This window comes from Cellvibrio sp., assembly GCF_053579595.1.
On record NZ_JBRFPI010000094.1, the window covers coordinates 1 to 11565 of the forward strand.

Here is an 11565-nt window from a genome sequence, read left to right on the forward strand (position 1 = left end):
GCAAATTGGCCGCTGCTGCCAAAAAGAAAACCCCAGGCTCAGCTAAACAAGTTTCTGCAGCTAAAGCTGCTGTGGCTGCTGCCAAGAAAGATGCTGCTGCTGCTAAAGCTGCTGTTGCCTCTGCCAAGAAAGAAGCTGCCGCTGCAAAAGCTGCTGCCAAACTTGCTTCCGCTCATGACAAAGCAGTTGCAAAAGCAGAAGCTGCTGTTGCCAAGCGCTTGAAAGCATCAGCTAAGAAAGCCGCTGCAAAAAGTAAAGTTGCAGAGAAAAAGGCTGCTGCTAAAGCCAAGTTAGCTGCCAAGAAAGCTGCTGCTAAAGCGAAAATAGCTGCGAAGAAGCAAGCTGTTAAAGCAAAAGCTGCTGCCAAGAAAGCAGCCCTGAAAAATAAAGCCGCTGCCAAGAAAGCCGCCGCTAAAGCTAAAGTTGCCGCCAAGAAAGCCGCCGCTAAAGCTAAAGCTGCAGCCAAGAAAACTGCAGCTAAAGCTAAAGTTGCAGCTAAGAAACCAGCCGCCAAGAAAGCTGTAGTTGCCAAAAAACCAGTAGCTAAAAAAGCAGTAGCTAAGAAACCAGCCGTGAAAAAAGCTGTAGCTAAAAAGCCAGTTGCCAAGAAAGCTGTTGCTGCCAAAAAACCAGCCGCGAAAAAAGTTGTTGCTAAAAAGCCAGCCGGTGCTGCACCAGCTAAGCGTGGTCGCAAGCCAAAAGCTGCTGCTCCTGTAGCCGCTGCTTAATTGCTATCACCCCAATAAAAAAGGCACCTTCGGGTGCCTTTTTTATTGGGGATGCTCAAACAACATTTATGGGGTTGAGTTTTCCTGCAATGCGATTTGGTTAAATACATAGGCGTACATTACCAATCGATGCTCATCAGTTTGACTTGTAAACTCCAATCCGTAGCTTACCAATACTCCTTCACCGAGATTATCTGTCGGATCAACACGCGAGCGAATCACTCCCGTTAGTATCAGGTCTCTTTTAACATCGCGAATATCTACCTGTGCCCTAAGCTCAAGGGTATCACCAATTTCAGCAATATCCTCGCTCAACTCTATCCGGGTGCCGCTGATACTCATGTCTGAAATAAATCCAGAGGCTTTAATTTTACTTTCCACACTGACATTGGTGACTTCAATTTTTTCGCGAACGGCAACGCGTGTTGCACCACGAATGCCTTTGAAGGTCACTGTTTCAGGATAACTGAGATGTAATATGGGATAGGGATCTTGTGTTTGGCTCTCAACAATACCGGCAAAAATACCAATCCCATTATCGATCATTAAGCGGACTACAATTTTTTGCCCCGCCCTGAACTTAATCAGCTTACCTGCCTGCTTGGGCACTGACAGCAGAATACTGCGCCCAGGCAAACAACCAATTAATCGACAGGAAAAGCGCTCCGGTTGCCCAGCCAAGGTGGCAGTTTGCAACTGTAACGGGTAGCCATAGGTGAGTTTTAGCTCTTCAAATTTCATTGCCGCTACTACACTAATTATTGGAATGTTATTTTGGTAAGTGTAGCAGTAGAAAAAACTCTTGCCTCAAGGGCGGGGGGCGATCAATCAATACGCCTAGGACTCACGTTCAACGATATGCTGGTTTTGTTTAAGCGTGTCAGCAGACAATACACCGAATTCTTTATTCCACTCTAACAGCAATAACGCCAATGCCTGGGATTGCTCGTTCAGTGACACCAACTCTTCATGCGTATCTTTAGGGCCAAGATACAGCTTTATTTGCCGATGTTTATTGGCCAACTCATGCTGTAAATGCTGGGATCGGTAAACTTCCAGCTTCCATCGCAAGTTGTGCGCAGTATTGCGATAGTAGGAAAGTTTGGTTTGCCGGGATATTGGGCTCACTGAATTTAATGGGCCAAACACATTAAAATCCAACGCCAGTACCATAGACTCTTTTGCTGCAGCATCAGCAATCACAGTTGCCGTTCGCGCCTGCCCCATTAGCTGTGCCAAATCACCGAACACTTCGCCTGGCGTAACATAATTAACAAGATCGCCTTGTAACGCCTGATCGACATAAACTGCCAATTTACCTTTAAGCAAGAAATAGAGCCAATTACCCGTGTCACCTTTTTGCAAAACAATTTCGCCAGGTTGGTAAGAGACAACCCGCGACGCTTGCAGCAACAACTCAAACTGTTTCAGATCCTGCTGCCTTACTGCTTTAAAGAAGGGGATACCCGACAATAAGTGATCGAGTGTATCTCGCGGTACCTTGTGCAGAGGTTTCGTTTCCATCATCTACCCGTACGTATATATGTTTTTTATCATTAATTCACTGCGAATCAAACCAGAGTGACTAATCCTGCCGGAAAACTCCTCGGATAGGAATGATACTACCGAAAATTTATATAACAACTATAGTCAAATTATCTCTGAGGTACGCTCTGACGCTTTTTTTCTATATTATATGCTTGTACAACCTATAAGATTCAGCCTACACCACTGGACGATAAACCAAACCAAAACCACAAAGTCCCTAAAGATAGAGAGTAGTAAGACTATGCGCTTCAACCATCTATTCCGAGTTCTCACTTGTATCTCGCTTCTAATGTTATGCCAACTCACTCGCGCTGAACCCATGCTCAATGGTATTGGTGTCCATCAGGAATTAGGCCGGGAAGTGTTTATCGGCGCACTTTATTCTGAATCGCTCAGCAACGATCCGGATACTCTTATGAATAACGTCCAGCCGATGCGCATGGAACTAAAAATAGTCGCTCCTGATGGGTTAACGACTCGCCGCTTTAGCCGCATGTGGATTGAGGGCATGGCCGTGAATAGCAAAGCGGATGCGCTCACCGCACAAGCCGATAATATGGTGAAATTTGATGGCTTGTTTAAAGGCCGTTTTCTAAAAGATGATTTCATCAGCTTTATTAATAATCCCGGCATGGGCGTCGATATTGCTGTGAATGGAGTATTGCTGGGCAACATTAATGACAACGCCTTTTTTTCTATGCTGTTATCAACCTGGATTGGCAAAATTCCACTCTCTTCCGATTACCGCGACAGTCTTCTTAAAGTGGGCGATGTTGATGCAGGTTTACGTAGCCGCTTCAACGCTATATCACCAGCGACAGCGCGCACGGCAGAGGTTAAAACCTGGACTGGTGCTCAAGTCGAAGTAAAAACAGCAGCAGCTTCATCATCCAAGTCTTCAGTAAGTGCAAAAGTCGAGGTGGCAGCGATAGCAAAAACCGAACTGCCAAAATTGGAGGTTCCCCCCCTGGAAAAACCTGCCTTGGATATTCCAGTTCCTGCGCCGCAAGCTGAAAAACCTGCACCTGTTGCAGCCGCCGTTGCTAGCACCCCCGCCAAACCAGTTGTAGTTGCCGCAGCAAAAGTGGAGGAAGAAGAGGAAGAAGACGGTCCTGCATTAACGGCACAAAGCCTGTTGGCTCGTCAGTTTTATGTATCTGACGCCATCAAAAAAATCCGCGGTAAAACCAAATATCCGCAACGTGCATTGGATCGCGATCAGGAAGGGAGTGTGCGTGTTGCTATCGTTATCGATCGTGAAGGCACTGTTCTCAGCACCAATATTTTGGAAACCAGCAAATTTGATATGCTAAATAGAGAAGCGCTTGAAGCTATAAAACGCTCAGCACCTTTCCCGGCTTTACCGGCGGAAATAGCAGGCTCGCGATTTGAGTTTACAGTACCTATGCGTTGGACCCTGCCGAAATAAAACCTGTACTGTCTTGATAGCAATAAAAAAGCCACCCACTGCGGTGGCTTTTTTATTGCAAATGAAATCAAGTTACTAGCCCAGTTGACGCAAGCGTTGCTCTATCACCTTATGGATTCCACTGCGCTCCAGTGTGGAGTGCTCTGCCAGACGATCCAGATGGATGGCATGTAAGTGCAGGCAAGGAGTTGAGGCGTCCAACTCACGCAAATCTCCCTTCATTAACACAGGTAGAAAGGGTTTATGCGGCGGGAGTTTTTGACGAACAATATTCAAGCCCATTTGCAGCGGTACCGCGCGATATTTAACTGTTCCACTGCGAAAGGGAATACGCAAAAACAAACAGGGGCGCGATTGGTAAATGCCGGGAATAATTTCCATCCCTGTAGGCGTAACGGCATTGGGGGGGATCCCGTTGAAGGTATCATGCGGCATATAGGGATTCGGCAAAATCACCAACTTTCGATCTTCTTCCTTGGGGAAGAAAATATTGTAGTTTGTATACAGCTGCTCCACCGAGCTGGAATAGACACAGAGTTTATTTTCAAACCCCATAACAAAATCCACCGCACGCTGGCGCTGGTTAAAGGCGTCCAGATCCCAAATAAGATCCTTATTGTCGGAAGCTGCTGTCAAGGTTAAACCTGTTTTGGTTGATGATAGTAATGTCCTCAGTATAACCGAGCACACAGAGGCTAACATCCAGCTTAGCAGTCCAACGCCTCGACCTTCACCAGAATCCAACGAATTTGTGTTAAACCACTCTCGCTCAGTAAAAAGCCAGCGCGCGTGTGGCCAAGATATTCTTTTTCATCAATCGCTGCGCAGGCATCGCGAAAAGGTTCCAGCTCTGGGCAATGGCGAAACGACGAGGATAAAAAAATCGCCCAATCGTTTTCGCTGGCCTGCCCCACCAATACTTTTTGCAAAAGAACGACCAGATCTTCCCTGGTCATTTGGTAGCGCGGGGTTTTCACCCATAGCAGTACCCCTATAACACTCAGAAACACAACAAGGGTGATAAAAAATACAAGCATCGGAATTAATGCTCGCGGGTTGCGCGGAAGACCACTTCTGGATGCCGCTCTTGGGTAAGCGATAAATTTACCCGTGACGGAGCGAGATAGGTGAGGTGGCCACCACCATCCAGGGCCAAATTTTCAGCACATTTGCGATTAAATTCTTCCAGCTTTTTTGGATCCGTGCAGTCACACCAGCGCGCAGTAGTGACATTGACTGGTTCATAAACCGCTTCTACTTTATATTCATCCTTCAGGCGATAAGCAACTACTTCAAACTGCAGAACACCGACCGCGCCCACCACAATATCGTTATTGTTGATGGGGAAAAATACTTGCGTTGAGCCCTCTTCCGATAACTGCTGCAAACCTTTTTGCAGCTGTTTCATTTTAAGTGGATCTTTCAGGCGGATACGGCGGAATAATTCCGGTGCAAAGTGTGGAATACCGGTGAACTTCAAGCTTTCGCCTTCCGTGAAGGTATCGCCAATTTGAATAGTGCCGTGGTTGTGCAGACCAATAATATCGCCTGCAATTGCTTCATCAACTGCACTGCGGTCACCCGCCATAAAGGTCACGGCATCGGCAATTTTTACATCTTTGCCCAAACGCACATGCTTCATCTTCATGCCTTGCGAATAAGTGCCGGAGCAGATGCGCATAAATGCGATGCGGTCGCGATGCTTAGGATCCATATTGGCCTGAATCTTAAAAATAAAACCGCTGAATTTCTCTTCACCTGGTTCAACCAATCGTTCGTGAGTGGCGCGCGCGCGCGGTGTCGGAGCCCATTCCACGAAACCATCCAGCATTTCACGCACACCAAAGTTGCCCAGCGCAGTACCAAAAAATACCGGTGTCATACGGCCAGCGAGGTATTCCTCCAAATCAAATTGGTTCGTTGCGCCGCGTACAAATTCAATTTGGTCGCGCACATCCTGCGCATAGGCACCGAGCAATTTAGTGGCTTCTGCGCTATCAAGGCCTTTGATTTGGATATCGTCGGGAATTGTGTGCCCCATCCCCTGCTGATAAACGTGAATAACATCGGTGTAAAAATTGTAAACGCCGACAAATTCTTTACCACTACCTAACGGCCAATTGATCGGTGCAGCGGTAATTTTTAATACGTTTTCAATTTCATCGAGTAGTTCAACGGCATCGCGGCTTTCACGATCCATTTTATTGATGAAGGTTAAAATTGGAGTGTCGCGCAGGCGGCAGACTTCCATCAATTTAATCGTGCGATCCTCTACACCTTTCGCGCCGTCGATCATCATCAACACAGAATCTACTGCGGTAAGTGTGCGATAAGTGTCTTCCGAGAAATCTTCGTGGCCGGGGGTATCAAGCAAATTGACGATGCGATCCTTGTAGGGAAACTGCATCACCGAGGAGGTCACGGAAATTCCACGCTCTTGCTCCATGGTCATCCAATCCGATTTGGCATGCGGGCCACGTTTACCTTTGACCGAACCCGCTAATTGAATGGCATTGCCCCACAGCAATAATTTTTCCGTCACCGTGGTTTTACCGGCATCCGGGTGGGAAATAATCGCAAAGGTGCGACGCTTGGCGAGTTCAGCAGTTAAATTAATCATAAAAATATCGCGTCAAAAGAGAAAAATAAAAAGGGACAAAAGAAGTGCGGGAATTATACCCTGTGAGTTATCCCTTGGTGGGAAGCTCTGGCGGAGAATTCTCAGCGTGCTATGGCTCAGCAGGAATTGCTTGCTGGCGAATATGTTTTCTTAGCCACAACCAAGCCCATAGGCCTAGCAAAAGATTGGCGAGTGCAGTCGCGACAAAAAGCCCTGCCATGCCCCACCAATGTTGTCCAAGCCAAGCCAGCGGCAAATACACGTAAAGCACACGGCCGGCAGATATCATCATCGCTGGCCAGGGGCGCCCCAAACCATTGAAAGCCGCGTTGACCGCCATCACCAAACCATAGGCGCCGTAGCTGATCGGCACAATCATAAGATAGGTTGCGGTGATGGTAACCACTTCGGCGTGATCGCCAAATAAACCCGCGATCTCTGCCCCCAGAAAACCCAGCACGACCGCCAATAGCACTCCAAAAACCAAACAAAAAACCGTGAGTACACGCAGGGCTTCATATAAGCGCTCCAATTTTCCGGCACCAAAGTTTTGCCCGAAAAATGGCCCAACCACACCGGAGAGCGCGTAGAAAACAATCAGCGCCAAGGGTTCGATACGCATGGCAATACCCAGCGCCGCCACCGCGTCGGTACCATAGGCAGCGACCATCGCAACCACAATCGCACTCGCAAACGGAATGATGACGTTGGCGACCATGGCGGGCACACCCACTTCAACAATGGTCATCCAGGATTTTTTTAGTTTTTCCCAGGGCAAAAATGGATTGACCAGCATGTGAACACGCGCATGCAAAATATAAAGCGCAACTATCAGCATTAGCGCGCGAGTAATTAAGGTGGCTAGCGCAGCACCTTGTAAACCTAACGCGGGAAAACCAAACAACCCGAAAATTAAAATAGGATCAAGCAACACATTCAGCAGCGCAGCGCCACCCATCAAATAGCCCTGCACCTGGCTCATGCCCATCGCCCGCAGCGCCGATAGACACACCATAGGCACCATCAAACAGGGCGCACTGAAATACCAAATGGCCATGTAGGAGCGGATCAGCGGAATCAAATCCGGGGTCGCGCCCAGCGCGAGAAACAGGGGTTCAAGTGTGAGCCAGCCCAATAAGCACACGCTCGCCGAGATGATGAACGTGAGGCTCATGGCATCGGTAGCAAGCCGCCGCGCCTTGCTGGAATCGCCCTCGCCAATTGCGCGAGCGACTGCCGATGATGTGCCTGCACCCAGACCAATACCCAGACTGGTGAGCACCATGATAATCGGGAAAGTGAAACTCAGGGCGGCCAGGGGTTCGCGCCCCAATTGGGCGATGAAAAAGGTTTCTATCGCATTGAGCGACATGGTCGCCATCAAACCCCAAACCAGAGGTAATGCCAAGGTTTTTAGCTGTTCAGAGACCCGTCCTTCGGTAAGGGTTGCTGGTAAGGGGGTTGTCATAAACGCTGCCGGTTGCTGTGACCAAGAAAAGGCGATCAAAAAATGGCGTGCAGTATACACCAGTCCCCATACGCGGCTCCGCTTTGGGCAGAGTGGAGCGCGACAAAGTGTCGCACCCCCGATTTCGCGCTAAAGCAGTTGGCGTAGCATCAGTTCGCTATAATCCATTTCATCTACTCACCTATTGCACGGTCTCCAATGCCTCACAAGACTATGATCAATGCGCCCTTCACCCTGGCTGGCCACGCGCAGCATTTGGGTTATTGGGTGATTATCCGCACCTTGATTTTGATTTGCCTCGGTATCGCCGCCGTTGTCTTTTTGTGGGATGGTACTGTCAATCTACCATTCACTGAAATTCTAACTGCACTGGTTATTCTGACGAGTGTCAACCTGCTCACGTTTGTGCGTTTGCGCAAACCATTAGCCGTTACTCAGATGGAGTTTTTTATCCAGCTACTGGTAGATTTAGCCTGTTTAAGTGCGGTGTTTTACTTTAGCGGAGGCGCCAACAATCCATTTGTTTCCTATTTTTTAGTGCCTATTTGTATTTGTGCAGCAACCTTAAGTGGCCGCTATACACTCGCCATTGCGGGTTTAAGTGTTATGAGTTATTCGCTGCTATTATTTTTCCACATCCCCTTGCCCATCCTCTCACCCCATCACCACCAAGCTGACCACTCAATCAATTTGCATGTGCTCGGTATGTGGCTGAATTTTTTTATCAGCGCCTGTCTGATTACTTACTTTATTGTGAAAATGGCGCGCGACCTGCGCGCACAAGAAGCACAATTAAATCGCTGGCGTGAAGACCAGTTGCGCGATGAACAAGTAATGGCTGTAGCTACACTTGCGGCGGGAACTGCCCATGAACTGGGCACGCCTTTATCGACAATGAAACTCTTGCTGAGTGAGTTGCGCACCGAATACAAAAACGTTGATCCGCTGCAAAAAGATTTGCAATTATTGCAGGAACAGGTCAACCAGTGTGCCAACACCTTGCGCGAATTGGTTGCCACTGCCGAGCAAACCAAAGACGGGCAATTACCCAGCGACAATATCAGCAACTACTGTAATACCCTAATCGAGCGCTGGAAAATTATGCGCCCCGATGTCATATCTACAATTAATATTGCACCTAATCAAGCAAAAATGATTGTGCAATTCCATCCAACTATTGCGCAGGCAATTATTAACTTATTAAACAATGCCGCTGATGCCAGCCCGCAGAATATAGAAATTGATATCAATTGGAATGCACAACATATGCAATGGACAATTAAAGACAGTGGAACGGGAGTTGCGAACGAAGTGACTGCTCATTTGGGTAAATCGTTTATCTCCACCAAAACCAAAGGGCTCGGAATTGGTTTGCTGTTGACACAGGCTACGATTAATCGCTACGGCGGAACTGTATCGCTCCATAATCGCGTACCGCGTGGCACTATCACACGTCTCGAATTACCTATCACACTTGTATCACTGACAGAGCCACTCGCAATATGAGCGCAACGACCACGGATTTTTTAATTGTAGATGATGACCAAACCCTGGCGGGCATGCTTGAGCGCGTACTGCAAAGACGCGGTTTTTCAACAATATCAACAAGCAATGCAGCCCAGGCGCTACAACTAGCGAGCAGTGTTGATTTTGAACGGGCAATTGTCGATTTGAAATTGGGCAGTGATTCAGGCCTGCAACTAATACGCGAATTAAAATTGCGTCAACCGGAACTGGCGATAGTAATGCTGACCGGGTATTCGAGCATTTCAACCGCCGTCGAAGCGGTAAAATTAGGTGCAGTAAATTATTTATGCAAGCCCGCAGATGCCGATGAAATCCTTGCCGCGTTTGGTGAGCAAAAACAGCAATCCGCTATTGAGCCAACTTATACACCGCTCTCAATTGACCGATTGGAGTGGGAGCACATTCAAAAAATACTGCAGGAAAATCATGGCAACATTTCCGCAACAGCAAGGGCACTGGGCATGCATCGCCGCACACTACAACGCAAACTTCACAAGCGTCCGGTAAAGCAATAAATTCCGAGAATATTGTTACAAAAGCTGTCGCGCCATCAAGAGTGCATCTTCATGGCCATTAACAGTAGGATAATAATTTTTGCGCTGACCAACTTCGAAAAAATCCTCTCTTTCATAAAGTGCAATCGCCTTGCGATTAGACATACGCACCTCCAAAAACAACATATCCGCTTTTGCCTTAACGCAATTCACAGCATGAGCCAATAAGCACTGACCTATTCCTTTGCGCTGATAAGCCGGTGCAACTGAAATATTCAGCAACTCAGCATCGCCGCCACCATGGGTAACGACCACATACCCCACCAAAATTCCCTTATGTTCTGCCAACCAACATTTTTGCCGACCGTTTAAGCAGTCTTCAAAACTGGATTGTCGCCAAGGGTGAGAATGGGCGATACGCTCAAGCGCCATTACGTGCGGAATATCCTCCGCCGTGATTAAACGGAATCGCAATACCAAGCCAGTGTAGGTTTCGCACGCGAGAGAAAGTTCTTCGGTCATTGTTTTAATTTCGGTGTAAAAACAAAATTACGGCAGACAAGCCCATAATCTGGATTTTTGTGTAGGGTTTTGCAGCAGCTGATTAAGGCTCGGCAAGATCAGTGCTTGCAATGACACATCCTTAATAGTTTGCATTGTCCAGCATATTGCCGCCCACTCGCTACCTGCGTCCAACCAATAGCGCGCAGCACTTTCGCCCATCAACCACAGACTATGAATAGGGCGCAATTCATTTTCTACCGCAAGCCAAGTCTGCAACTCATTGCGCGCATCATCTTCAGTGCGCGATACAAACCGGTTCTCAATCATCGGCCAACGCAAGACCTCTTCGCCAAGCGCAGGCTGTACTGCCTTTAGATGCACACGTAAAAGATTATTAAGTAGAACCTCAGTAGGCAATGCCAGCTTGGTGTTACGTGAATCGATAATTAAAAAACCAGGCTGGGGGCGATAAACACTCAGTGAAAAAGGTTGTACAACCGGCGCTTTTTTTTCTTCCAATTGCTGCAGAATCAATGCAGCATTGATTGCGAGAGGTGTTCTTTTTTGCTCACCCAAATCGGCAATCGCCGTTAATACCTGCGGTGCAGACGAGTTACTTTCGATCTGAGTTTCTATTGCTATAGCCCCCAAAGACACAGGAGCTTCAGTAACAGGAATATCAAACACTGGTAGCACACAAGCAACTGAAACAGGGGCAGACGGCAAGAGCCTGCGCGGGGCATAATTTTCTATGCCGAGCACCGATAAATAGGCTTGCCGCTGCAATTCATTCATAACCAGATCAGATTCCGTCGCGTTGTGGATGGGCTTTGGCGGCATGAGCGCTTAACAAATTAAGTGCGTGCAAATACGCCTTTGCCGATGCAGTAACAATATCAGTATCAGCACCAACACCGTTAACAATTTGACCATCATGTTCCAAGCGTACAGTGACATCACCAAGTGAATCAGTTCCCTGGGTAATAGCATTGACTGAATAAAGCTGTAAATGCGAGCCACTATTTACCAAACTCTCTATCGCTTTAAATGTAGCGTCAACTGGACCAGAACCTATAGCATGCGCACTGACAGATTTACCACGAATTTTTAATTCCACTTTCGCGCGAGGGCTCTGGCCTGTTTTACAAACCAACTCCATCTCACCTAATTCATAAACATCTACCAAGATATGTGCTTGATCGTCGCTGTCCAGCGCTTTATCTCGGAATCGATGAATTTCTGGAACA

At 47.6% G+C, this 11565-nt stretch carries 13 protein-coding genes; 4 read left to right on the forward strand and 9 right to left on the reverse strand.

All coding sequences use genetic code 11. The features are described from left to right. On the forward strand, nucleotides 1–728 hold a 728-nt coding region (locus ACWA6V_RS08030), incomplete at its 5' end, for a hypothetical protein (protein WP_449521993.1). A 66-nt stretch (nucleotides 729–794) separates the two neighbouring features. Here ACWA6V_RS08030 and ACWA6V_RS08035 read toward each other — a convergent pair. After that, nucleotides 795–1469, reverse strand: coding sequence for a flagellar brake protein (locus tag ACWA6V_RS08035; RefSeq protein ID WP_449521994.1), 675 nt, complete (start codon nucleotides 1467–1469; stop codon nucleotides 795–797). Between the two features lie 96 nt (nucleotides 1470–1565). Continuing rightward, on the reverse strand, nucleotides 1566–2255 hold the full coding sequence (locus ACWA6V_RS08040; RefSeq protein WP_449521995.1) for a cyclic nucleotide-binding domain-containing protein: 690 nt from the start codon (nucleotides 2253–2255) through the stop codon (nucleotides 1566–1568). A gap of 340 nt (nucleotides 2256–2595) precedes the next feature. Between ACWA6V_RS08040 and ACWA6V_RS08045 the strand changes: the two genes are divergently transcribed. Beyond that, on the forward strand, nucleotides 2596–3705 hold the full coding sequence (locus tag ACWA6V_RS08045; protein ID WP_449521996.1) for a TonB family protein: 1110 nt from the start codon (nucleotides 2596–2598) through the stop codon (nucleotides 3703–3705). A gap of 75 nt (nucleotides 3706–3780) precedes the next feature. On the opposite strand, the gene ACWA6V_RS08050 is transcribed toward ACWA6V_RS08045, so the two are convergent. From ACWA6V_RS08050 to ACWA6V_RS08065, 4 genes are all read right to left on the reverse strand, one after another. After that, nucleotides 3781–4341 carry a hypothetical protein gene (locus ACWA6V_RS08050; protein WP_310075386.1) on the reverse strand — a complete coding sequence of 187 codons (561 nt, stop codon included), beginning with the start codon at nucleotides 4339–4341 and terminating at the stop codon, nucleotides 3781–3783. Nucleotides 4342–4412: 71 nt separating this feature from the next. Further along, nucleotides 4413–4661: a hypothetical protein gene (locus ACWA6V_RS08055; RefSeq protein ID WP_449521997.1), complete on the reverse strand. Its 249-nt coding sequence runs from the start codon at nucleotides 4659–4661 to the stop codon at nucleotides 4413–4415. An 86-nt stretch (nucleotides 4662–4747) separates the two neighbouring features. Next, entirely contained in the window at nucleotides 4748–6325 is a 1578-nt protein-coding gene (locus ACWA6V_RS08060) for a peptide chain release factor 3 (RefSeq protein WP_449521998.1), read from the reverse strand. Between the two features lie 109 nt (nucleotides 6326–6434). Continuing rightward, a complete protein-coding gene (locus ACWA6V_RS08065; protein WP_449521999.1) occupies nucleotides 6435–7793 on the reverse strand; it encodes an MATE family efflux transporter in 1359 nt (452 codons plus the stop codon). Nucleotides 7794–7991: 198 nt separating this feature from the next. Here ACWA6V_RS08065 and ACWA6V_RS08070 point away from each other — a divergent pair, with 198 nt between their 5' ends. Next, nucleotides 7992–9299 (forward strand): ATP-binding protein, encoded by a 1308-nt coding sequence (locus tag ACWA6V_RS08070; RefSeq protein WP_449522000.1) that lies wholly within the window; start codon nucleotides 7992–7994, stop codon nucleotides 9297–9299. Then, nucleotides 9296–9835 carry a response regulator transcription factor gene (locus ACWA6V_RS08075; RefSeq protein ID WP_449522001.1) on the forward strand — a complete coding sequence of 180 codons (540 nt, stop codon included), beginning with the start codon at nucleotides 9296–9298 and terminating at the stop codon, nucleotides 9833–9835. Before ACWA6V_RS08070 ends, ACWA6V_RS08075 begins: the two co-directional genes overlap by 4 nt. A 15-nt stretch (nucleotides 9836–9850) precedes the next feature. On the opposite strand, the gene rimI is transcribed toward ACWA6V_RS08075, so the two are convergent. The 3 genes from rimI to ACWA6V_RS08090 all read right to left on the reverse strand — a co-directional run. After that, complete coding sequence (gene rimI / locus ACWA6V_RS08080) at nucleotides 9851–10336, reverse strand: ribosomal protein S18-alanine N-acetyltransferase (RefSeq protein ID WP_449522002.1); 486 nt, start codon at nucleotides 10334–10336, stop codon at nucleotides 9851–9853. A 27-nt stretch (nucleotides 10337–10363) separates the two neighbouring features. Continuing rightward, nucleotides 10364–11158 (reverse strand): hypothetical protein, encoded by a 795-nt coding sequence (locus tag ACWA6V_RS08085; RefSeq protein WP_449522003.1) that lies wholly within the window; start codon nucleotides 11156–11158, stop codon nucleotides 10364–10366. Then, nucleotides 11121–11565: alpha-isopropylmalate synthase regulatory domain-containing protein (locus ACWA6V_RS08090; RefSeq protein WP_449522004.1), on the reverse strand; the 445-nt coding region annotated here is incomplete at its 5' end. The genes ACWA6V_RS08085 and ACWA6V_RS08090, both read right to left, overlap by 38 nt.

What these genes read in the sequence shown, in the direction of transcription:
- ACWA6V_RS08065 (WP_449521999.1), bottom strand. Translation starts at nt 7,793, where the DNA reads ATGACAACCCCCTTACCAGCAACCCTTACCGAAGGACGGGTCTCTGAA.
- ACWA6V_RS08070 (WP_449522000.1), top strand. Translation starts at nt 7,992, where the DNA reads ATGCCTCACAAGACTATGATCAATGCGCCCTTCACCCTGGCTGGCCAC.
- ACWA6V_RS08085 (WP_449522003.1), bottom strand. Translation starts at nt 11,158, where the DNA reads ATGCCGCCAAAGCCCATCCACAACGCGACGGAATCTGATCTGGTTATG.
- ACWA6V_RS08035 (WP_449521994.1), bottom strand. Translation starts at nt 1,469, where the DNA reads ATGAAATTTGAAGAGCTAAAACTCACCTATGGCTACCCGTTACAGTTG.
- ACWA6V_RS08075 (WP_449522001.1), top strand. Translation starts at nt 9,296, where the DNA reads ATGAGCGCAACGACCACGGATTTTTTAATTGTAGATGATGACCAAACC.
- ACWA6V_RS08040 (WP_449521995.1), bottom strand. Translation starts at nt 2,255, where the DNA reads ATGATGGAAACGAAACCTCTGCACAAGGTACCGCGAGATACACTCGAT.
- ACWA6V_RS08060 (WP_449521998.1), bottom strand. Translation starts at nt 6,325, where the DNA reads ATGATTAATTTAACTGCTGAACTCGCCAAGCGTCGCACCTTTGCGATT.
- ACWA6V_RS08055 (WP_449521997.1), bottom strand. Translation starts at nt 4,661, where the DNA reads ATGACCAGGGAAGATCTGGTCGTTCTTTTGCAAAAAGTATTGGTGGGG.
- rimI (WP_449522002.1), bottom strand. Translation starts at nt 10,336, where the DNA reads ATGACCGAAGAACTTTCTCTCGCGTGCGAAACCTACACTGGCTTGGTA.
- ACWA6V_RS08045 (WP_449521996.1), top strand. Translation starts at nt 2,596, where the DNA reads ATGCTCAATGGTATTGGTGTCCATCAGGAATTAGGCCGGGAAGTGTTT.